At 68.7% G+C, this 20,089-nt stretch carries 19 protein-coding genes and 1 pseudogene; 3 read left to right on the forward strand and 17 right to left on the reverse strand.

All coding sequences use genetic code 11. The features are described from left to right. Positions 1-48 precede the first annotated feature (48 nt). The 12 genes and pseudogenes from AAG689_RS24740 to flgB all read right to left on the reverse strand — a co-directional run bounded on the left by AAG689_RS24740 (position 49) and on the right by flgB (position 11,840). Complete coding sequence (locus tag AAG689_RS24740) at positions 49-1,254, reverse strand: HDOD domain-containing protein (RefSeq protein ID WP_020229418.1); 1,206 nt, start codon at positions 1,252-1,254, stop codon at positions 49-51. Between the two features lie 39 nt (positions 1,255-1,293). Continuing rightward, positions 1,294-2,562: a flagellar hook-associated protein FlgL gene (gene flgL, locus AAG689_RS24745; protein WP_406624213.1), complete on the reverse strand. Its 1,269-nt coding sequence runs from the start codon at positions 2,560-2,562 to the stop codon at positions 1,294-1,296. A gap of 2 nt (positions 2,563-2,564) precedes the next feature. Next, positions 2,565-4,493: a flagellar hook-associated protein FlgK gene (gene flgK, locus AAG689_RS24750; RefSeq protein ID WP_406624214.1), complete on the reverse strand. Its 1,929-nt coding sequence runs from the start codon at positions 4,491-4,493 to the stop codon at positions 2,565-2,567. 11 nt (positions 4,494-4,504) lie between these two features. Continuing rightward, a complete protein-coding gene (gene flgJ, locus AAG689_RS24755) occupies positions 4,505-5,452 on the reverse strand; it encodes a flagellar assembly peptidoglycan hydrolase FlgJ (RefSeq protein ID WP_406624215.1) in 948 nt (315 codons plus the stop codon). Further along, the gene (locus AAG689_RS24760; RefSeq protein ID WP_406624216.1) at positions 5,452-6,597 is read right to left on the reverse strand and encodes a flagellar basal body P-ring protein FlgI; all 1,146 of its coding nucleotides are present in this window, start codon (positions 6,595-6,597) and stop codon (positions 5,452-5,454) included. The genes flgJ and AAG689_RS24760 overlap by 1 nt, the downstream gene beginning before the upstream one ends. Positions 6,598-6,738: 141 nt before the next feature. After that, positions 6,739-7,424 (reverse strand): annotated as a pseudogene (locus AAG689_RS24765) (flagellar basal body L-ring protein FlgH). Positions 7,425-7,441: 17 nt separating this feature from the next. Further along, entirely contained in the window at positions 7,442-8,224 is a 783-nt protein-coding gene (gene flgG / locus AAG689_RS24770) for a flagellar basal-body rod protein FlgG (RefSeq protein ID WP_020229424.1), read from the reverse strand. A gap of 12 nt (positions 8,225-8,236) precedes the next feature. After that, complete coding sequence (locus AAG689_RS24775) at positions 8,237-8,977, reverse strand: flagellar basal body rod protein FlgF (protein WP_406624217.1); 741 nt, start codon at positions 8,975-8,977, stop codon at positions 8,237-8,239. Positions 8,978-9,002: 25 nt separating this feature from the next. After that, positions 9,003-10,283 carry a flagellar hook protein FlgE gene (gene flgE, locus AAG689_RS24780; RefSeq protein WP_406624218.1) on the reverse strand — a complete coding sequence of 427 codons (1,281 nt, stop codon included), beginning with the start codon at positions 10,281-10,283 and terminating at the stop codon, positions 9,003-9,005. Between the two features lie 34 nt (positions 10,284-10,317). After that, positions 10,318-10,980: a flagellar hook assembly protein FlgD gene (locus tag AAG689_RS24785; protein WP_020229427.1), complete on the reverse strand. Its 663-nt coding sequence runs from the start codon at positions 10,978-10,980 to the stop codon at positions 10,318-10,320. An 18-nt stretch (positions 10,981-10,998) separates the two neighbouring features. Next, positions 10,999-11,403, reverse strand: coding sequence for a flagellar basal body rod protein FlgC (gene flgC / locus AAG689_RS24790; protein WP_020229428.1), 405 nt, complete (start codon positions 11,401-11,403; stop codon positions 10,999-11,001). Between the two features lie 20 nt (positions 11,404-11,423). Next, positions 11,424-11,840 (reverse strand): flagellar basal body rod protein FlgB, encoded by a 417-nt coding sequence (gene flgB / locus AAG689_RS24795; protein ID WP_020229429.1) that lies wholly within the window; start codon positions 11,838-11,840, stop codon positions 11,424-11,426. 175 nt (positions 11,841-12,015) lie between these two features. Between flgB and flgA the strand changes: the two genes are divergently transcribed. The 3 genes from flgA to AAG689_RS24810 all read left to right on the forward strand — a co-directional run bounded on the left by flgA (position 12,016) and on the right by AAG689_RS24810 (position 13,527). Then, complete coding sequence (flgA, locus tag AAG689_RS24800; RefSeq protein ID WP_406624219.1) at positions 12,016-12,720, forward strand: flagellar basal body P-ring formation chaperone FlgA; 705 nt, start codon at positions 12,016-12,018, stop codon at positions 12,718-12,720. A gap of 82 nt (positions 12,721-12,802) precedes the next feature. Further along, positions 12,803-13,123 carry a flagellar biosynthesis anti-sigma factor FlgM gene (gene flgM / locus AAG689_RS24805; RefSeq protein ID WP_020229431.1) on the forward strand — a complete coding sequence of 107 codons (321 nt, stop codon included), beginning with the start codon at positions 12,803-12,805 and terminating at the stop codon, positions 13,121-13,123. Positions 13,124-13,164: 41 nt separating this feature from the next. Next, the gene (locus tag AAG689_RS24810; RefSeq protein WP_406624220.1) at positions 13,165-13,527 is read left to right on the forward strand and encodes a hypothetical protein; all 363 of its coding nucleotides are present in this window, start codon (positions 13,165-13,167) and stop codon (positions 13,525-13,527) included. Between the two features lie 224 nt (positions 13,528-13,751). Here AAG689_RS24810 and AAG689_RS24815 read toward each other — a convergent pair whose 3' ends face one another. From AAG689_RS24815 to AAG689_RS24835, 5 genes are read right to left on the reverse strand one after another with little or no spacing between them, the layout of a single operon-like run. Next, positions 13,752-14,468 carry an RNA polymerase sigma factor FliA gene (locus AAG689_RS24815; protein ID WP_020229433.1) on the reverse strand — a complete coding sequence of 239 codons (717 nt, stop codon included), beginning with the start codon at positions 14,466-14,468 and terminating at the stop codon, positions 13,752-13,754. Positions 14,469-14,472: 4 nt separating this feature from the next. Then, complete coding sequence (locus AAG689_RS24820; protein WP_406624221.1) at positions 14,473-15,267, reverse strand: hypothetical protein; 795 nt, start codon at positions 15,265-15,267, stop codon at positions 14,473-14,475. Beyond that, complete coding sequence (gene flhF, locus AAG689_RS24825; protein ID WP_020229435.1) at positions 15,257-16,795, reverse strand: flagellar biosynthesis protein FlhF; 1,539 nt, start codon at positions 16,793-16,795, stop codon at positions 15,257-15,259. The genes AAG689_RS24820 and flhF overlap by 11 nt, the downstream gene beginning before the upstream one ends. After that, on the reverse strand, positions 16,792-18,873 hold the full coding sequence (flhA, locus tag AAG689_RS24830) for a flagellar biosynthesis protein FlhA (RefSeq protein WP_406624222.1): 2,082 nt from the start codon (positions 18,871-18,873) through the stop codon (positions 16,792-16,794). The genes flhF and flhA overlap by 4 nt, the downstream gene beginning before the upstream one ends. After that, entirely contained in the window at positions 18,870-20,030 is a 1,161-nt protein-coding gene (locus AAG689_RS24835) for a flagellar biosynthesis protein FlhB (protein WP_406624223.1), read from the reverse strand. Before AAG689_RS24835 ends, flhA begins: the two co-directional genes overlap by 4 nt. Between the last annotated feature and the right edge of the window lie 59 nt (positions 20,031-20,089).

Genomic DNA, 20,089 nt, shown 5'->3' on the forward strand with positions numbered 1-20,089 from the left:
TGCTCGCGCTTTACCAGCAAGCGCTGGAGGCCGAAAAGGCTTGGGAAATCAGTGCGGCCGTTCCACTGCCAGCTCGCTCAGCACGCGCAGCAGCGAGCGGTTGACGTGCTCCAGTCCCAGCTCGTGCGTCTCGCAGAGCTGGCGGATGGCGGCCGCGTCGTCGCTCTCCAGCGCGCAGGCCATCTCCAGGCTGGGCGCGTAGGGGCCGGTGCGCAGCACCACGGCGTCGTAGATGCGCTCGGACAGCGGAAGGCGGCGCAGGATGGCGCCCAGCGGCTCGCGCAGCAGCTCGTCGAGCTGGGAGAACAGGCCGCTCAGGTAGACCTCGCGGCGCAGGTCCTTGCCCACGCCCGCGTCCATGAGGCGCTCGGTCAGGCGCGCGCGCAGCACCATGGATTCGCGGATGGGGCGCAGGTCGGGCTCGGTGGCGGCATGGGGCAGTTGGTCCGACAGCCAGCGCGAGAGCGAGCCGTAGCCCATCATGACCAGGCCGCGCCGCAGCGAATCCACGCCCGTGCGCAGGCCCAGCGCGGCGGAGTTGGTGTAGACCAGGAAACGGTAGGCCAGCAGCGGGTCTTCGCCCAGGTGCTGCTCGAAGCTGTCGATGGACTGCTCCTCGTCGATGGCCTTCATGAGCGCGAACACCACGTCGTGCGCCGGCTGCAGCGGCTGGTGGCGCAGGCTGTGCAGCACGTCCTCCAGCGGCCAGCCGGCCACGGCGAGCGCGCCGCTGCCGTCCAGGCAGTGCGCCAGCAGCGCACGGCTGGCCACGTTGTCGTAGAGCTGCCCCGCGATCAGCGGGCTGCCCTGGGCCGCGCGGGCGGCTTGCAGGGCCAGCACCGCGTCGGTGCTGGACAGGTGCAGCAGGCTGTTGTCGAACAGGCGCGCGGTGTCGGTGTCGGGCAGGTGGTCCAGCGCGCCGCTCCAGACCAGGCGCAGCCCGCGCGCATGCGCCTGCTGCGCGCGGGCGCGCAGGCCGGGGTCGGCCAGCCAGGCGCCGGGCACTTCGATCCAGGGCGTGCCGCGCGGCGCATGCTCCAGCAGCTCGCCCAGCAGCGCCTGCGAGCGCGGCGACAGCAGCAGCGGCGGGGAGCTGGCCGTCCACAGCTCCTGCAGGGTGCGCAGCAGGTGCGGCGCATCCACCAGCGCCGCGCCTTCGCTTTGCACGTAGAGCTGCACGCCGGCCAGCCTGCGGGCGGCGTTCCAGAGGGGGCGGTAGCCCAGGACGAGGCTGCCAAGAACGGATTGGACCATGGCGGGATTGTCAACGAAGCGGCAGCGCTGTCAGTGCCATCAACGCATGAAATCGAACAGCGAGAGCCGCTGCACCTGCGCGTAGGACTGCAGGGCCGCCTGGTAGCCCGTGTGGGCGTTCTGGAAGTCGGAGATGCCCTTGAGCATGTCCAGGTCCTCGGCGCGCGAGCGGTCGGCCTCCAGCTGCACGGAGCGCTGGCCCTGGTCGTCGCTGATGCGGTCGGCGCGGTTGAGCAGCTCGCCCGCGTAGCTGCGCACCTGCAGCACGCGCTCGAGCCCCGCGTCGATGTTGGCGAGCGCCTGTTCGACGGCCTGCGTGGCGTCGGTCTTGTTCGTCGACTCGCCGATGCCGCGGATGGCGCTGTCGATGGTGCCCATGAGGCTGGTGCTGGGCGTGAGGCCTACGGTGTCGCCCACGGCGGGCGAGCCCTTGAGATCGAAGGCCATGACCGTCTGGCCGCCTTCCTGGATCTGGATGGGGACGGGCTGGCCGTTCACCGCCGGGCCGGCGGACAGGCCGGGGGTGGTGGTGACCACGCCGTTCCTGTCGGTCTTGGTGAGCGTATAGGTTACCGTGGTGCCGTTGACCGGGTCCACGGTGAAGGAATCGACCTGCAGTGCGTAGCTCGCACCGTCGAGCAGCTCGCGGTTGGAGGTGGTCACGGCGCTGGTGGTGAGCGTGCTGCCCGCGCCGCGCGGCGCAATGTCGGCCTGGTAGACGCCGTCGCGCACGGGGTCGAACATGAAGGCCGCATGGCCGTCCAGGATGCTGGCGATGTCGGTGCCGGTGCTGCCGGCCTGGCCGGGCAGGCCGTTGAAGGTGTAGTCGGGCGAGGACAGCAGCGGCCCCAGGAAGGGCTTGAGCGCGCTGCCCAGCGCGCCCAGCAGCGGCTGGCCGTTGGTGTCCTTGCGGTTGACGACCTCGGTGAGCTGGTCGCGCAGGCTCTGGATCTGGTTGGCCTGGATCTTCTGGTCTTCGGGGCTCTTGAAGGAGCCATTGCCCGCGCCCACCACCAGTCCGCGGATCTGCTGCACCAGGTCCACGGCGTCGCCCAGCGTGGCTTCGGCCTGCGCGACGGAGTTGCGCTGCGTGTCCAGCGCGCGCTGCTCGGCCTGGATGCGGCTGATGCGTGTGAGCGCGCGCTCGGCCTGCGCGGCGGCCACGGGATCGTCGCTCGCGCGCACCACCCGCTTGCCCGAGGTCATGTTCTCCTGCAGTCCCGACAGCGTCGATTGCCGTGTCTGCAGGTTGCGCACGGCGCTGTCGTACATGTTGGCCGTGCTCACGCGGTAGAAGGTGCTGGTCATGGTCAGCGTCCCATCGTGGAGATGAGGTTGTCGAAAATGGTCTGCGCGATCTGCAGCATCTTGGCAGAAGCCTGGTAGGCCTGCTGGTACTGGATCAGCTTGGCGGCTTCCTCGTCCAGGTTCACGCCGGAGACGGCCGTGCGGTCGGCTTCCAGGTTGCTGGCGATGGAATCCGAGAGCTTGGCGGCGTACATGGCGCTCTGTGTGCGTGTGCCCACCTGGGCCATGAGGCCGGCGTAGCCATCGGCCATCGTGGATTCGTCGAACATCTTCACGTCGCGCAGGTCCTTGAGTGCCGTGGCGTTGCCGGCGTTGCGCGTGTACATGTCGCCGTACTGCGGGTCCAGCGCGTTGCCGATGGTGACCGTGTCGCCGTTCTTGGGCGTGCCCTGCAGGGTGATGGACCAGCCGTCGATCTCGATGGGCTCGCCGGGGGTGTAGGGCAGTGTCGTTCCCGATGGCGGCGTGGTCGAGCCGGACACGGTGAAAGTCGGCGGCGAGCCGGCATTGAAGGCCAGCGTCACGCCGCCCGGGATGGGGGGCGGGGTGAAGCTGCTGTCCGTGGCTTTCAGGCTTGCCAGTTGCAGCGTGCCTGTGTTGGACGTGCCCATGGCCGCGTTGATGGGATTGGCTGCCGCCAGGTCGCGCGGCGAGTAGACCAGCATCTGCATGTTGGCTGCTGCGTTGGCGAAGGGCTTGAACAGTATGCGCTCACCCGTGGCACCCGCCGTCGTGAGGTTGAACGAGAGGCCGTCGATGTCTTGCAGCGCCGGATCGGCCAGGCTCGTGAATGCCGTGGATTTGCCGTCCGACAGGCGCACCACCTGGCCTGCGGGCGGAGTGGTGAAGCGCACCTCATAGTCGGAGGCGGCGAAGCGCGTGGCGTCGGTGAATGTGACTGTTCCTGCCGCCGCTCCGCTGGAATAGCCTGTGGCGCTCATGGGGACGGAGAACAGGTCCTTGCCCATGGTGCCGTCGAGCGTGAGGCCCAGGTTCTGCTGGGAGTTCATGGTGATGGCGATGGCTTGGGCCATGCGGCCGAGCAGGTTGCGGCCTTCCGCCAGATCGTTGTTGGCGAAGCGCAGCAGACCCGAGACCTCGCCGCCGCCGAGCATGCCCTCGTTCAGTTCCACCGGAGCGCTTCCGGCGCGGTTGAAGTAGATCGCCATCTGCTGGCTGCCCGGAAACTGCGCGGATTCGCTGACCGACAGCGACGAGGCCGTGCTGCCCAGCACCAGCGCCTGGCTGCCACCCACGAAGATGCCCATGGTGCCATCGTCGGCGGGAATCTGCGTGGTCTGCACGTACTGGTTGAGTTCGCGGATGAGCTGGTCGCGCTTGTCCAGCAGATCGTTGGGGCTCTGGCCGTTGCCTTTGACGCGCGCGATCTGCTCGTTCACATCGGCAATGCTCTTGGCGATGCTGTTGATGTGGTCCACATCGGTCTTGAGCTGCTCGGTCACCGATTGCTCGATGTCGCGCAGCCGCTCGGCCGACGAGCGCATGCGCGCGGCCATCTCGTCCATGCGGGTGAGCGTGACGGTGCGCGCCGAGATGTCGGTGGGCGAGGCGATCACGTCGCCCAGCGAGTTCATCATGTCGGTGATGGCCGCGCCCAGCCCGCTGCTGCCGCCGCTGAACACGTCCTGCATCTGCGTGAGGCGCTCGGCGCGCGTCGTGTCGCCCGCCTGCATGGCCTGCGCCGCCGCGGCCTGGCGGGTGAGCAGCTCGTTGTGGTTGCGCAGGATGGTGGCCACGTTCACGCCCTTGCCGATGTAGCCGCCGCCGGTGAACTGGCCCTGCACGGTCTCCATGACCACGCTCTGGCGCGAGTAGCCGGCCACGCTCACGTTGGCGATGTTGTGGCCCGTGGTCTGCAGGGCCACCTGGTTGGCGAGGAGGGCGCGAGCGCCGACGTTGAGGAGGCTCATGGTTCAGTGCTTCAGGCCTGGGTGCCGGGCGCCTGGGCCACGACGGGGTTGCGCGCCACGGCCTGCGTGCTCTGGATGGCGCGGCTGAGCTTGGCGGCGTACTGCGGGTCGGTGGCGTAGCCGGCCTTCTGCAGCTCGGCGGCGTAGGCCAGGGCCGAATGGGTCTTGGCGCGCGCCTTTTCGTAGCGCGGGCTTTCGGTGATCAGGCGGGCGTAGTCCTTGAACGATTCCTCATAGGAGCCGTAGGCGCGGAACTTGGCCGTGACCTTGCGCGCCGCGCCGTTGATGTATTCGGTGGTGGTCACCTCGGCCACCTTGCCCGTCCAGCCCTTGCCGGCCTTGATGCCGAACAGGTTGAACGAATTGCTGCCGTCCTTGTTGCGGATCTCGCCCTTGCCCCAGCCCGTTTCGTGCCCGGCCTGGCCCAACATGAAGCTGGCGGGAATGCCGCTCTCGCGCGCCACGCGCTCGGCGGCGCTGCGGTGGTGCTGCACGAAGTTGTCGCGGCCCTTGGGTGAAGGCGCCTGCGCATTGTCGGCGCGCGCCGGCTTGCGCAGCGTGGCGTCCAGGCTCAGCGTGGAGCCGGGCACCAGCGTGGCCTCGCCGTCGCCGCCGAGCTGGCGGGAGAGCTGGCGCTGGATGGCCTCGGACAGCCCGCCCGGCAGGCCCGCCATCTGCACCGAGAGCTGCTGGTCGAACAGGTCGTTGGCCAGGTTGCCTTCGGCGCCGTCGAGCAGGCCGGACTTCATGGTGGCCTCGCGCATGCTCTTGATCAGCTCGCGCATGAACAGCGATTCGAGCTGCTTGGCGGCTTCCTTCGTCGCGTCCTTGGCGGCCTGTGCATCGCCTTGCGTGGCCTGCAGCTTGAGCGCGTTGAGCGAGCGCCCGTCCACGGCCAGCGCCTGGTTCATCGCCGAGCGCGCGGACGCGGTGCCGCTGGTGGACAGGTCGAAGGTCATCAGATCACCTCCAGCTCCGCGTTCAGCGCGCCTGCGGCCTTGATGGCCTGCAGGATGGCCAGCAGGTCCTGCGGCGTGGCGCCCAGGGTGTTGAGCGCGCGCACCACGTCGGCCAATTGGGGCGAGGCGGGCATCTCGATCACCTTGCCGCCGTCCTGCTTGACCTCGATGTCGCTCTTTTGCGCCACCACGGTCTGGCCCTGCGACAGCGGCGCGGGCTGGCTGATGACGGGCGTGCTGCTGATGGTGATGGCCAGGTTGCCGTGCGCGATGGCGCAGGGGCCCAGCGTCACCGCCTGGTTGAGCACGATGGAGCCGGTGCGAGCGTTGATCACCACCTTGGCGGCCGGCGTGGTGTTGGGCAGCTGCAGCTCTTCCAGTTCGGCGATGAAGTTCACGCGCGCGCCGGGGTCCTGCGGCGCGCGCACCTGCACGGTGCGCCCGTCCAGCGCGGTGGCCGTGCCGCCGCCCAGGCGGCCGTTGATGGCATTGGCCACCTTGCGCGCGGTCTGGAAGTCGGAGGCGTTCAGGCCCAGGTTGATGGTGTCGCCGTCGTGCAGCGGCGTGGGCACGGAGCGCTCGACCTGCGCGCCGTCGGGCACGCGGCCCGCGCTCAGGTGGTTGATCTGCACCTTGCTGCCGCCGGCCGACGCGCCGGCGCCACCCACGACGACGTTGCCCTGGGCCAGGGCGTAGATCTCGCCGTCGGCGCCGCGCAGCGGCGTGGCGATCAGCGTGCCGCCCTTGAGCGACTTGGCGTTGCCCATGGAGGACACGCTCACGTCGATCATCTGGCCCGGCTGGGCGAAGGCGGGCAGCTGCGCGGTCACGATCACCGTGGCCACGTTCTTGAGCTGCGGCGCCGTGGTGCCCGGCGGCAGGCTGATGCCCATCTGCAGCAGGTAGTTCTGCATGGCCTGCGTGGTGATCGGCATCTGCGTGGTCTGGTCGCCGGTGCCGTCCAGCCCCACCACGAGCCCGTAGCCCGTGAGCTGGTTGCTGCGCACGCCCTGCACGGCGGCCACTTCCTTGATGCGCAGCGCATGCGCCGGCAGCGCCGCAGCGAGCGCGAGCGCCCCGAACGCCGCCAGCCGCCGCAGCGTGCGCAGAGCAGCCGATGAAGGGAGCAGGGCAAAGGTGGTCATGGCAATGATTGTGGGCTGCCACGCGCCAGGCGAATTACCGAAAAGCCGCCCGAAAAGCCGCCTATTCGCGGAACACGGATTTCAATGAAAAACGCTTCCAGCGCTTGACAGGAAAGCGCTGGAAGCTATGGTTTTTGATGGCTAGAACGGGGCGACGGAATTGAAGGCCCGCGACAGCCAGCCCATGGCCTGCGCCTCGCTCTGCGCACCGCGCCCGCGCGACTGCAGTCGCGCGTTGGCGACCTGGGTGGAGGCGATCACGCTGCCCGGGTGCAGCGCGCGTGGGTCCACGGTGCCGGAGAAGCGCAGCACATCCACGTTCTCGTTCACGCCGATCTGCTTTTCTCCCGCCACCAGCAGGTGGCCGTTGGGCAGGACCTCGATAACGGTGGTGGAGATGGAGCCGGTGAAGGTGTTGTTGCTTTCGGTGCCGCCCTTCCCTGCAAAAGCGTTGCTGCTGGATGCGCCCAGGTTGAGCTTGCCCAGCTTGCCTGCACCCACGAAGGGGAAGGCGGAGATGCCGGCCGATGTGTCCGAGCTGCGGTCGATGCTGGAGCTGGAGTTCTGCTTGGCCGTTACCTGCTCCACGATCTGGATGGTGACGATATCGCCCACCATGCGGGCGCGCCGGTCCTCGAATGCAGGGCGGTAGCTTGCCGCATGGAACAGGCTGCCGGTGGCAGGCCCGGTGGGGCGCGGCATGGCAGCCACGGGCGGGGGGCGGTGGGCAGCAGGTCCACGGGCGGCGGCGGATTGAGCGTGGCGCAGCCCGTGGCAAGCATGGCCAGGGCGGAGGCTGCGAGCAGGCGCAGGGCGGGGGGCATCATGGCGTCCTTCCTATCTTTCACAGCTGCGACAGCTTGGCCAGCATCTGGTCCGAGGTCTGGATGGCCTTGGAGTTCATCTCGTAGGCGCGCTGGGTCTGGATCATGGTGACCAGCTCCTCGACCACATTGACGTTGGACGACTCCAGGAAGCCCTGGCGCATGATGCCCAGCCCATTGGTGCCCGGCTGGCCCTGCTGCGGCGGGCCCGAGGCGGCCGATTCCTTGTACATGTTCTGCCCCACGGGCTCCAGGCCGGCGTTGTTGACGAAGCTGGACATGGCGAGCTGGCCGATCTGCTGCGGCTGGGGGTTGCCCGGCACGGTAGCGCTGACGACGCCGTCCTCGCCGATGCTCACCTTGGTGGCGTTGGGCGGCACGGTGATGCCGTTGGCCACTGGCAGGCCGCTGGACGTGACCATGCGCCCCTGCGCGTCGAGCTTGAACGAGCCGTCGCGCGTGTAGCCGATGGTGCCGTCGGGCAGCTGGATTTCGAAGAAGCCGTTGCCGTTGATGGCCACGTCCAGGCTGTTGCCCGACTGCTGCAGCGGACCCTGCGTGAAGTTGCGGCTGGTGGCCACCACGTTCACGCCCAGGCCCAGGTGCAGACCGGTGGGAAGCTGGTTCTGCTCGGTGGTCTGCGCGCCGACCTGGCGCAGGTTCTGATAGATCAGGTCCTCGAACACGGCGTTGTTGCGCTTGAAGCCCGAGGTGGAGACGTTGGCGAGGTTGTGGGAGATCACGTCCAGCTGCGTCTGCTGGGCGGTCATGCCGGTCTTGGCGATCCACAGGGAATTGATCATGGCGTTCTTCCTTTAGCCGTTGGTGCTGAGCAGCCGGGCGGCGGCCTTGTCGTCGTTCTCGGCGGTTTGCAGCAGGCGCATCTGCTGCTCGAACTGGCGCGCGGCGGCGATCATGCCCACCATGCATTCGACGGCATTCACGTTGGAGCCTTCCAGCGCACCCGAGGCCAGGCGCGCATTGGCGTCGTTGGGCATAGGCTCGCCCGAGGCGGTGCGGAACAGCGCGTCGTTGCCGCGCTGCAGCGGGTCTTCGGCCGTGGGCGTGGCGAGCTTGATGCGCCCGATGGCCTGCGGCACCTGGCCGGGCACGCGCGCAGTGATGGTGCCGTCGCTGCCCAGCATGGCCTCGGCGCCCTGAGGCACCTCGATGGGGCCGCCGCCGTCGGAGAGCACTGTCAGGCCGTTGTGCGTGACGAGCTGGCCCTCGGCCGTGACGGTGAAGGCTCCGTTGCGCGTATAGGCCTCGGTGCCGTCCAGGCCCTGCACGGCGAACCAGGCGTTGCCCAGGGCCATGCCGTCGAGCGGGCGGCCGGTGCGCTGCACGGGACCGGGCGTGTCCACATGACCGGAGGTGGCTTCCAGCGCGAACACGCGCGTGCTGGAGCCGTCGCCCTGCAGCGGCACCGAGCGGAAGTTGGACATTTCCGCCCGGAAACCATTGGTGGAGACGTTCGCCAGGTTGTTGGACAGCACCGCCTGCCGGTGCGCAGCGGCGCTGGCGCCGGTCATGGAGGTGTAGATGATGCGGTCCATGGCGTGGTCTCCAGGTCAGGCAGCGTCAGCGCAGGTTGACGAGGGTGGACATCACTTGGTCCTGTGTCTTGATGGTCTGCGCATTGGCCTGGTAGGCGCGCTGTGCAGTCATCATGTTCACGAGCTCGGCCGTGAGGTCCACGTTGGAATCTTCCAATGCGCCCGAGCGCAGCTTGCCGAAGTTGCCGTCGGTGGGGGAGCCCAGCATCGGCTGGCCCGATGCGCTGGTTTCCACCCAGTTGTTGCCGCCCACGGGCTCCAGGCCCTGGCTGTTGCGGAAGCTCGCCAGCGCAATCTGCCCTTCGGCACGCGTCACGCCATTGGAGTAGCGTGCAAGGACCAGGCCGTCGTCGCCGATGTTGATCCCGGTGAGCTGCCCCGAGCTGTAGCCGTCCTGCGTGAGTTCGGAAGGCGCGAACTTGGAGCCGAACTGCGTCATGCCGTCCAGCTTCAGTTCCACCTGGAAGTCGGGGAGGCCGTTGGGATTGGGTGGCGAGGGGCTGATGGTCAGATCCATCGTGAACCCCGTTGCTGGCGGCGTCGCGGCGGGACCGGTGATGTTGCCGTTGTTGTCGAAGGTGATCTGGCCGATGGGGGTGGCGACCACGGGCGGCGTGGCGCTGGGGTCGTCCAGCTCTGTATAGACGTCCCAGGTGTTGGCACCGTTCTTCTCGAAATACAGGTTCAGAGGCTTGGCTACGCCCTGGCTGTCGTAGACATTGATCGACGTGCCATAGGTGGAGCGCGGTGTGGCGGGGATGGGCGGAGTGGCGGCCGGGTCGCCCGCGGCATCCGGCGCGCGCGCGTCCAGATTGAAGGCGGCATTGATTTCCGTGGTTTGCTTCGCTGGGATGGGCGCGCCGGTGGGCAGTGTCAGCGGCCCTGCCGTGCTGGAGGTGCGCTGGCCCGTCAGAGGATTGGTGGGGTAGCCCAGCACGCGGGCCCCATCGTTGGTGATGATGTCACCCGTGTTCGCGTCCAGCTTGAAATTGCCTGCCCGGGTGTAGGCGCGCGAGCCGTCAGGCATCTGCAGCGTGAAGAAGCCATTGCCATTGATCGCTACGTCCAGGCTGTTGCCCGTAACGCTGATGTTGCCCTGGCTGAACTGCTGGGCGATCGCCGCCGTTTCTACGCCGATGCCGGCGCTGCTGCCCCCCGAAGCGCCGATGGATGCGGCGATCATGGCGGCGAACTCGGAGCGCGACGCCTTGAACCCCGTGGTGTTGGCATTGGCGATGTTATGGCCGATCACGTCGAGGTTCCTGGCCGATGCATTGAGGCCGGAGAGGCCCTGTTGGAAACCCATGGTTTTCTCCTGGTGCGTATTGAGGTGCGTGGAGTCAGACCACGCCGCGGATGTTGGCGTAGTTGACGGTTTCTCCGTTTTCCAGCGTCAGGGTCAATGCGCCGGCGTTGGTGCCGGTGGCCACCACCTTCGACTGCATCAGCGGCGTGGCGGTGACCGCCCCTTCCTTGTTCGATGCGACGACCCGGAAGCGCAGGTCGGCGGCGTTGCCTGCGGTGTATTTGCTGGCATCCCATTCGAATTCGCCGCGGCCCTTGTCCAGCGCTCCCAGTTCCACGGTGTCCACGACCACGCCGCCTGGCGTGACCACTTCCACCTTGACGCTGGTGGCGGCATTGGCGAGGTCGAAGTAGCCTTTGCCCTTGGCGTCTTCCATGCTCATCTGATTGCCTTCCGAGAGCACCGAACGGCCGATCATGGTGATGCCTTGCAGTGTCTGCATCGTGGCGAATTGCTCGGCCATGGTCTGCATGGTCAGATTCAGCGTTTGCAGGCCCGTCACCGTGTTGATCTGGGCCATCTGCGTCGTCATCTGGGCGTTGTCCAGAGGATTCATCGGATCCTGGTTGGTCAGCTGTGCCACGAGCAGCTTCAGGAACCGGTCCTGCATTGCGGCGGGATCGTTGTTGTCGCCCGTCTTGGACGTGGTGGCGGCACCGGCGTCGAGTGTGCTGGTATCGATGGGGCTCATGAACATGGCGGTGTCTCCGGGCGGTTACTGGCCCATCTGCAGGGTCTTGAGCAGCAGCGTCTTGGCTGTGTTCATGACCTCGACGTTGTTCTGGTACGAGCGCGAGGCGGAGATCATGTTGACCATCTCCTCCACCGCGTTCACGTTGGAGTGGGTGACGTAGCCCTCGGCGTCTGCCATGGGGTTGGCCGGGTCGTGCACGCGGCGGCCGGGCACGTCGCTTTCCTGGATGGTCGACACGCGCACCCCGGCCGAGCTGTCCGCGCCCATGGGCGTGGTCTGGAACACCACCTGGCGCGCCTTGTAGGCCTGGCCGTCGGGGCCGGCCACGGCGTCCACGTTGGCCAGGTTGCTGGCCACGACGTTCAGGCGCTGCGACTGCGCGCTGATCGCGCTGCCCGAGACGTTGAAGATCGAGAACATCGACATGGCGTTGGCTCCTTATCGGCTTACTGGCCCTGGATGGCGCTCAGCATGGTTTTGGCGCCGCCGTTGATGAAGCGCAGCGTGGCCTCGTAGCGCACGGCGTTGTCCACGAAGGCGGCGCGCTCGCGGTCCATGTCCACGGTATTGCGGTCCAGGCTGGGCTGGGTCTGCAGGCTGTAGCCCAGCGCACTGTCCGACGTGCCGCTACCGGCGGCGGGCAGCGGGATATGGCGCGGGTCGCTCACGCTCTGCTGGCGCATCGCGCCGGGCGCCTGGGCCTCGCTGGCGGCGCGCATGGCGTCGGCGAACTTGAAGTCGCGCGCCACGTAGCCTGGCGTGTCCGCGTTGGCGATGTTGCTCGCGATGGCGCGCTGGCGCTCGGAACGCAGCAGCAGCGCGTTGCCGTGGAAGTCCAGTCGCTGGGTCATCTTGTCGAGCATGGGGGCCTCGGGCGGTGAAGGGATTCGGTGGAGCGATTGTGGAATCTGCCCTGGTTTTCTAAAGCGCGAAGAACGCGGTGATCGGGCGGCTGTTCGGTGCTTTCGGGCGGCGGCGGCGGCCTACAGTGGCCGGTGTGGAAAAGTGCCCCCGGGGCCTGCCTTTTGGAGAAACGCCATGCCTTCCTTCCCCTTCATCCGTTCGCTGGCCGCGGCCCTGGGCTGCATGGCGCTCGCGGGCCCGGCACTGGCCCAGGAAGACCTGGGCTCTGTCGGCCAGCGCTGGCTGAACGACGTGCTGCAGGCCCAGTCCGCCACGCTGCCGCTGCGCATGGAGGTCAGCGTGGGCGTCCTCGACCCGCGCCTGCGCCTGGCGCCGTGCAACCATGTCGAGCCCTACCTGCCCACTGGCGCGCGCCTGTGGGGCCGCACCCGCCTGGGCCTGCGCTGCATGGACGGGGCCACGCGCTGGAACGTGTTCCTGCCCATCACCGTCAAGGCCTTCGGCCCCGCCTGGGTGCTGGCGGGCAACGTGGCCTCCGGCGCGGTGCTGACCGAGCAGGACGCGGTGGAGGCCGAGGTGGACTGGGCGGCCGAGACGGCCCCCGTCGTGGCCAATCCCCAGGCCTGGGTGGGCCAGGTGGCGGCGCGCCACCTCGTGGCCGGGCAGGCGCTGCGCCAGAACATGGTCCGCCCCCCCGAGGTCTTCAGGGCCGGCACTTCCGTGCGGGTCGTGGTGCAGGGTCCGGGGTATTCGGTAACATCTTCCGGCCAGGCCATGAGCGCTGGTGCCGTGGGCCAGAATGTGCGCATCCGCATGGCGAATGGACGGGTGATCGCAGGTATTGTGTCAGATGATGGGACGGTAGAGGCCGCCTTGTAGCCAACAAAACCCTCAAGTCCGCCGCGCACCGGCCGAAAACATGGCTACTGGCCCCACACTGACAGGGGTGGTGGAGAGTGCGATGAAGATAGGACACAACCCGGATACTGCCAATGCGCTGACGCAGGCGGCCGCTGCCAAGCAGCAGGCCAAGGCGCCTGCGCCCGCAGCCCAGGACGCGGCCAAGGACGCGCCGCGCACGGCGGCCGCAGGCGTGCCCGTGACCCTGTCGCAGGCAGCGCGCAGCATGGACGTGGCGCGTGGCGCCTCCGATTTCGACGCCGGCAAGGTCAAGGCCGTCAAGTCCGCCATCGAAAAGGGCACGTTCAAGGTGGACGCCGAGGCGGTCGCCGACAAGCTGCTGGCCAACGCCTCCGAAACCCTGCTGCGCTCCCGGGGCTGAACTTCCGCGCACGCCGGGGCGAACGGCCATAGACTCGCCCCATGTCCCTCGACACTCCCCTCTCCGCCATCGAAGCGCAGCTCCAGGACGTGGAGACTGCCCTGATGGCCACCGATCCCCTGACCCTGGAAGAGGCCGCCCAGCGCTTGCGCGAGGCGGCCTTTGCGTTGTCGCAGGCCCTGGAGCGTTCCGGCGGGCAGGGCACATGGCCCGAGGGCACGGCCGCCCGCATCCAGGCCATCGGCACCCGGCTGGGCCTGCTGCGCGAGCAGCTCGCGCGCGTGCTGGCGCTCACCGAGCGGCAGACCGCGTCGCTGCTGCCGCCCGTGCAGGGCGTGACCTACGGCAAAGCCGGCAGCGCCCCCGCCGCCCCGGGCGCGCGCATCTACCGCGCACCGGGTTGATTTGCTATTGAAAAAAGAGCTGCTTGCGCTTGCCTGGAGCGCGCTAGAGGCCGATTTTGCCAAAATTTCAGCCTCGGCTCATTGTTCCGAGGGCCGCGGAGCAGGCCATGCCAGCGGACGCCGCGGAGCTGGCTCCGCCAGGCCGCCGGCGTCGTCCCCCTTCCCGTAGCGCGCAGCGCTACGAGAGAAGGGGGAAGCGGCGCAGCCGCTCAGGGGGATGCCGTCTAATGCCCGCGCATCTTGGTGCGCAGGCGCGCGATGGCCTGGCTGTGCAGCTGGCACACGCGCGACTCGGTCACGCCCAGCACGGCGGCGATTTCCTTGAGGTTCATGTCGTGCTCGTAGTACATGCCCATGATGTACTGCTCGCGCTCGGGCAGGGCCTGGATGGCAGCGACCAGCGAGGACTTCAGGCGCTGGTCGCGCAGCATGGACATGGGGTCGGCGCCCTCGTCGGCCACGTGGCGGTCGAGGAAGCCTTCGTCGTCATCGTCGCCGTGGTGGAAGTCCTCCAGGTACACGAGCTGCGTGCCCCGCACCTTGGAGAGCAGGGACTGGTAGTCCGCCAGGCTCATGCCCAGCTCCGCGGCGATCTCGGATTCGATCGGGCTGCGCCCGAGCTTTTGCTCCAGGCGGTGCAGTGCGTGCTCGATCTCCTTCTGGCTCTTGCGCGAGCTCCGGCTCATCCAGTCGCCCTCGCGCAGCTCGTCGAGCATGGCGCCGCGGATGCGCTGGGTGGCGAAGGTCTCGAACTGCACGCCCTGCGTGACCTCGTAGCGCGAGAGCGCGTCGTTCAGGCCGATCATGCCGACCTGGATGAGGTCGTCCAGCTCCACGTTGGGCGGGAGCTTGGCGATCATGTGGTGGGCGATGCGCCGCACCAAGGGCACGTGCTGGTGGAACAGCGCGTCCCGGTCGAGCTGGCCTTTCGCGGTGTACATCGGGTCAGTGGCTCCGGTCCATCAAGGGTGCGCTGGAAGCGGCGAGGCTGTGCGCGGGCAGCATTGGCATGGTAGCGTCAATCGTGCATGCGTTTTCCAGCAGTTGCAAGGCCAGGCGCTGCACGTCCTGGGGCCGCGCGGCCCAGACCGTGGTGGTGTGCACCTGCATGCCCAGCAGACGCTCTGCGTTGCGCCGTAGCGCGCCGAGGGCTTCCTGCGTCTGCTGTGCGCGCACGGGGGTGCCCGGGGGCTGGATGGAGGCCACGGCGCAGCGCACGCCCGCGTGCAGCGCCATGTGCTTGAGCTGCAGGTAGCCGCGCACCATGCCCTGCGCGCCGGGCCCGGTGAGGACCAGCGGAACGCTGGCGCTGCCGCGCAGCAAGGGCGCGGCCAGCTCCGGCGGGGCGAACAGCACCACTGCCGCGTAGGCGCGGAACAGCGGCAGCAGGCACTGCAGCGCATCGTGTGCAAGGCCTTCCTGCTGCGCCAGCCGCTGCAGGCCCAGCGCGGCGGGCACCACGGGCAGCGAGGAGGACGTGGCACTGGCATCCAGCGCCGCCGCGGCGGCCGTGGACGCCAGCAGGTGCAGCAGGCCGGGCGCGCCGGCGCTTTCGTGCGCGGTGCCGTCGAGCACGACCACGGGGTAGCCCAGGCGCTGCAGGCTGGAGCACACCTGCCACAGGGTTTCCAGTGCGATGGAGGGGGCAGGATGGCTGAGCACGGGCAGCAGGCGCAGGTCGCGCTGCGGCGTGTAGCCGTGCAGGCCGGCGCCCTGGTGGAATCCGGTGTCAAGCAACATCGGCCAGCCCCTGCTCGTCCGCGGTGGCGGTAGCGGGCGAGAAGAAGAAGTTGAGCTCCGCCGCCTTGGGGTCGAAAGCCGATTTCACGCTGGTGCGCATGGAGGTGCCCACGAGCTTGTGCGCATCGGCGGCTTCCCAGTCCTCGGGCACGCGCTGGCCATTGGTCACGCCGCGCAGCACCATCTGGTGGCGGATCAGCGCGTCGATGGCGGGGCCGAGCTTCACGGCTTCGTCCACCTTGGACAGGATGGCCTGCTGCGAGCCCGTGGTCTTGAAGCCGGTGAGCACGTCGTCCAGCGTGTCGCCGTGGGCGCTGGCATTGAGCACCAGCAGGCGGTTCACGCCGGGCAGGTCGAGCACGTCGAGCAGGTCGCGCTTGCGCGGATCGCGCGGTGCGATGCCCGTGGTGTCGATGAGCACCATCTTCTTGGACGACAGCAGCCCCAGCAGGTCCTGCAGCGCCGCGCGGTCATGGGCCAGGTGAGCCACCACGCCCAGCATGCGGCCGTAGGAGCGCAATTGCTCGTGGGCGCCCACGCGGTAGGTGTCCAGCGTGATCAGGCCCACGCTCTGCGGGCCGTGCACGCGCGCGCACAGCGCGGCCAGCTTGGCGGTGGTGGTGGTCTTGCCCACGCCGGTGGCGCCCACCATGGCGTAGATGCCGCCTTCCTCGTACAGCGGCAGCGCGTGCGCGTCGGTCTTGAGGTTGCGTTCCAGCACTTCCATGAGCCAGCGTACGGCGTCCGGTGCGGGCAGGTGCTCGGGCAGGTGTTCCAGCACGGCGCGCGCCAGCGCGGGCGAATATCCCGCGCGGATGAGCTTGAGCATCAGGTTGGACTGGATCGGGTTCTGCCGTGCCTGGCCGAGCCAGGCCAGGGTGTTGAAGCGGTCCTCGATCAGGTCCTTCATGGCCTGCAGTTCCTTCATCAGGTTCTGCTGGCTGGTGCCCGCGGCCAGCGTGGGCGCGGCGGCGGCCGGCGCCGGGCGGCGCGGTGCTGCGGGCGTGAGCTGCTCGGCGCCCAGGTCGGCGTGCATGGGGCGCAGCGGGTTGTGGCGCGCCACGGGCGCGCTGGCGGGCAGTGTGGAGGGGCGCAGGGGCACGCGCTCGGTGGCGCGCTCGGGCAGCGGCAGGGCAGGTGCGTCGCCGTTCAGCGCCTCATGGCGGCGGCGCAGCATGCGCTCGCGCACATAGTCCTGGAACGACAGGGTGCTCATGGCGAGCTGCTCGGTGTCCTTGGCGACGGCGGTGCGGGCTGTATCGGCGCGCGGTTCCGCGCGGGCCTGCTGCAGGCGCACCGGGCTGGCGGCCAGGTCGTCGGCGCGCTCCTGCAGGCGGCTGCCGGCGAGCGCAACCGGCGGGGCGGCGGCCGGCTCCAGCGTGGACAGGGTTTCCTCCGCCGTGGCCACCACCTCGACGCCGCCGGCCGTGGGGCGGTTGGACAGGATGAGCGTGCCTTCACCAAAAGCCATGCGCGCCTTGGCCAGGGCCTCCCGCGACGTGGGAGCGTGGAAGCGTTTGATGTTCATGACGTTGCACCTTTGAGGATCGGGCCGATGCGGATGGTGTGGGTTTCAGGGATCTCGCTGTGCGCGAGCACCTGCAGGCGGGGCGCCACGCGGCGCACCAGGCGCGCGATGGCGCCGCGGATCTGGTCGGGCACGAGCAGGCAGGCGGGCATGCCCAGCTCCTCCTGCTTCATGGCGACTTCGGCGGCCTTGTGGGTGAGCAGGTCGGCCACGCCGGGGTCCAGCGCCGGACCGCCGGCATTGCCCAGGGCCTGCATCAGGAGGCGCTCCAGGCCGGGTTCGATGGCGATCACGCTCAGCTCGCGCGTGGGGCCGTAGATCTGCTGCACGATGGCGGGCGAGAGGGCGATGCGCACGCGCCGCGCCAGCTCCACCGGATCCTGCGTGCTGCCGGCGTGCTCGGCCAGCGTTTCGATGATGGTGCGGATGTCGCGGATGTGGACGGACTCCTCCAGCAGCAGCTGCAGCACCTTCTGGAATGTGGTGATGGAGACCATCTTGGGCACGACTTCTTCGATCAACTTGGGAGCCAGGCGGGCCACGTGCTCCACGAGTTGCTGCGTCTCGGTGCGGCTCAGGAGCTTGGAGGCCTGTACTTGCATCAAGTGTGACAAATGGGTCGCCATCACGGTTTCCGGATCAACGACGGTAAAGCCCGCCATTTGCGCGGCTTCCTTCTGCGCGGCGTCGATCCAGTGCGCGGGCAGGCCGAAGGCCGGGTCGGTCGTGGGCGTGCCGATCAGCGGCGTGCTGATGCCGCCGGGGTTGATGGCCAGGAACATGCCGGGGAAGGCCTCGCCCTCGCCCACCACCACGCCGCGCAGCGTGATGCGGTAGGCGCTGGGCTTGAGTTCGAGGTTGTCGCGCACGTGCACGGCTGGCGGCAGGAAGCCCACCTCCTGCGCGAACTTGCGGCGCACGCCCTTGATGCGCGTGAGCAGGTCGCCCTGGCGGTTCTTGTCCACCAGCGCGATCAGGCGGTAGCCCAGTTCTAGGCCCAGCAGGTCCACAGGCTGCAGATCGTCCCAGCTCGCTTCGCCGTCGGCGACGGGCCCGGGGGCTTCCTCCACGGGCGGGGGCCGGTTCTGGCGCTGCATCAGCACCCAGGCGCCGTAGCCGATGCCGCTGCCCATGACCAGGAACACGGCGTGCGGCATGCCGGGAATGAGGCCCAGCAGGATCAGGATGCCCGCCGTCACGCCCAGCACGCGCGGCGACATGAAGAGCTGCTGCACGATCTGGCGGCCCATGTCCTCTTCCTTGCCCACGCGCGAGATGACCATGGCCGCGGCCACGGAGATCAGCAGGCCCGGGATCTGCGCCACCAGCGCGTCGCCTACCGCCAGCAGGATGTAGCTGTTGGCCGCGTCGCTGGCCGACAGGCCGTGCTGCAGCATGCCGATGGCGAAGCCGCCGATGATGTTGATGACCAGGATCAGGATGCCGGCGATGGCGTCGCCGCGCACGAACTTGCTCGCGCCGTCCATGGAGCCGAAGAAATTGGCCTCCTCCTGCACCTCGGCGCGGCGGCGCTTGGCCTCCTTGTCGTCGATCAGGCCGGCATTCAGGTCGGCGTCCACCGCCATCTGCTTGCCGGGCATGGCGTCCAGCGTGAAGCGGGCCGAGACCTCGGCGATGCGCTCGGCGCCCTTGGTCACCACCACGAAGTTGATCACCACGAGGATGGCGAACACGATCAGGCCCACGGCGAAGTTGCCGCCGATCAGGAAGTGGCCGAAGGCCTCGATCACCGCGCCCGCCGCGCCCGGGCCGGTGTGGCCTTCGAGCAGCACCACGCGGGTCGAGGCCACGTTGAGCGACAGGCGCATCAGCGTGGTCAGCAGCAGCACCGAGGGGAAGGCCGCGAAGTCGAGCGGCTTGACCATGTAGGCCGCCACCATCATCACCATCAGCGCCACGGCGATGTTGAGCGTGAAGAAGGTGTCGAGCATCCACGGCGGGATGGGCAGCACCATCAGCGCCAGGATGGCCACCACGAGCAGCGGGGCCGACAGGCCCTGCAGGGCCGAGCGGTTGTCGCCGGCCCATTGCCGGACGGAGTTCATCGACGGGGTCATGCGTTACCTCGGCGGGCGCGTTGCGCCTGGGGCGAGTGCGGATCGAGTTCGGGCGGCACCTGCGGGTCGGGCTGCGTGCCGGGCATGGGGCCTGCGCCGCGCAGCGCGGCCTTGAGGCGGTAGACGTAGGCCAGCACCTGCGCCACGGCGGTGTAGAGCTGGGCGGGGATGGGCTGCTCCAGCTCGGCGTGGGCGTACAGCGCCCGCGCCAGCATGGGCGACTGCAGCACCGGCACGCCGTGCTGCTGCGCCACCTCGCGGATGCGGAAGGCCAGCAGGTCCGTGCCCTTGGAGACGACCTGCGGTGCGCCCATGGCGGCCTCGTCGTAGCGCAGCGCCACGGCGTAGTGGGTGGGGTTCATCACCACGAAGTCGGCCTTGGGCACGGCGGCGATGCTGGCGCGGTCGGCGATCTCGCGCTGCTTCTGGCGGATCTTGCTCTTGATCTGGGGGTTGCCGTCGGCCTCCTTGTGCTCGTTCTTCACTTCCTCGTGCGACATCTTCAGGCGCGACTTGAAGAGGACGGACTGCAGCGGCACGTCCACCAGCGCGAACAGGAACACCACGAGCAGCAGCAGGCTCACGCCCGAGACGACCCACTCGCCTGCGTGGCGCAGCGACAGCGGCGAGGGCTGCAGCACCAGCAGGGCCATCTTCTCGGTGCTGTGGCCCATGAACTTCCAGGCGACGAAGGTGAGCACCGCCGTCATCAGCACCATCTTGGCCACGTTGGTGAGCTGCTGCTTGGAAAACAGGTTGGCCACGCCCTGGATCGGGTTGAGCCGGTTGAACTGCGGCGAGATGGGCTTGAGGCTGAAGACCCAGCCGCCCGCGCCCAAGGCACCGATCAGGGCGGCGCCGGCGGTCAGGGAGGCGAACGCGGCGCTGGCGAGCACGCCGACCGTCGCCAGGGCCTTGAGGCGTTCCAGCATGTGGCCCGGGGCACGCACGGTGGCGGCGTCGAATACCAGGTTCTGGCGCAGACCGCGCTCCAGGTAGTCGATCAGGGAGGGCGCCAGCACCAGCAGGGCCACCGCGCCCACGCCCAGGATGGCCAGGTGCGACAAGTCCCGCGAGCGGGCGGTCTGGCCGTCATCGCGCGCCTTCTGGAGCTTGCGCGCGGTGGCGGGGAGGTTCTTGTCTTGGCTCGAGCTCATGGTGGCGTGACTTGCGGGTCACGCCATTGTCGGGAGCGGGGGGAAAGCTAAAGCCCGAA

It is taken from the genome of Acidovorax sp. SDU_ACID1 (assembly GCF_045291395.1).
Classification (GTDB): Bacteria; Pseudomonadota; Gammaproteobacteria; order Burkholderiales; family Burkholderiaceae_C; genus MR-S7.

Excerpts from the sequence above, each read along its gene's own strand:
- flgA (WP_406624219.1), top strand. The coding sequence starts at position 12,016 with ATGCCTTCCTTCCCCTTCATCCGTTCGCTGGCCGCGGCCCTGGGCTGC.
- flgJ (WP_406624215.1), bottom strand. The coding sequence starts at position 5,452 with ATGACCTTCGACCTGTCCACCAGCGGCACCGCGTCCGCGCGCTCGGCG.
- AAG689_RS24775 (WP_406624217.1), bottom strand. The coding sequence starts at position 8,977 with ATGGACCGCATCATCTACACCTCCATGACCGGCGCCAGCGCCGCTGCG.
- AAG689_RS24815 (WP_020229433.1), bottom strand. The coding sequence starts at position 14,468 with ATGTACACCGCGAAAGGCCAGCTCGACCGGGACGCGCTGTTCCACCAG.
- AAG689_RS24820 (WP_406624221.1), bottom strand. The coding sequence starts at position 15,267 with ATGTTGCTTGACACCGGATTCCACCAGGGCGCCGGCCTGCACGGCTAC.
- flgL (WP_406624213.1), bottom strand. The coding sequence starts at position 2,562 with ATGACCAGCACCTTCTACCGCGTGAGCACGGCCAACATGTACGACAGC.
- AAG689_RS24760 (WP_406624216.1), bottom strand. The coding sequence starts at position 6,597 with ATGACCACCTTTGCCCTGCTCCCTTCATCGGCTGCTCTGCGCACGCTG.
- flhF (WP_020229435.1), bottom strand. The coding sequence starts at position 16,795 with ATGAACATCAAACGCTTCCACGCTCCCACGTCGCGGGAGGCCCTGGCC.
- flgK (WP_406624214.1), bottom strand. The coding sequence starts at position 4,493 with ATGAGCCTCCTCAACGTCGGCGCTCGCGCCCTCCTCGCCAACCAGGTG.
- flgG (WP_020229424.1), bottom strand. The coding sequence starts at position 8,224 with ATGATCAATTCCCTGTGGATCGCCAAGACCGGCATGACCGCCCAGCAG.
- flhA (WP_406624222.1), bottom strand. The coding sequence starts at position 18,873 with ATGACCCCGTCGATGAACTCCGTCCGGCAATGGGCCGGCGACAACCGC.
- flgC (WP_020229428.1), bottom strand. The coding sequence starts at position 11,403 with ATGTCGATGTTCTCGATCTTCAACGTCTCGGGCAGCGCGATCAGCGCG.
- AAG689_RS24740 (WP_020229418.1), bottom strand. The coding sequence starts at position 1,254 with ATGGTCCAATCCGTTCTTGGCAGCCTCGTCCTGGGCTACCGCCCCCTC.
- flgE (WP_406624218.1), bottom strand. The coding sequence starts at position 10,283 with ATGGGTTTCCAACAGGGCCTCTCCGGCCTCAATGCATCGGCCAGGAAC.
- flgB (WP_020229429.1), bottom strand. The coding sequence starts at position 11,840 with ATGCTCGACAAGATGACCCAGCGACTGGACTTCCACGGCAACGCGCTG.
- AAG689_RS24835 (WP_406624223.1), bottom strand. The coding sequence starts at position 20,030 with ATGAGCTCGAGCCAAGACAAGAACCTCCCCGCCACCGCGCGCAAGCTC.
- flgM (WP_020229431.1), top strand. The coding sequence starts at position 12,803 with ATGAAGATAGGACACAACCCGGATACTGCCAATGCGCTGACGCAGGCG.
- AAG689_RS24810 (WP_406624220.1), top strand. The coding sequence starts at position 13,165 with ATGTCCCTCGACACTCCCCTCTCCGCCATCGAAGCGCAGCTCCAGGAC.
- AAG689_RS24785 (WP_020229427.1), bottom strand. The coding sequence starts at position 10,980 with ATGTTCATGAGCCCCATCGATACCAGCACACTCGACGCCGGTGCCGCC.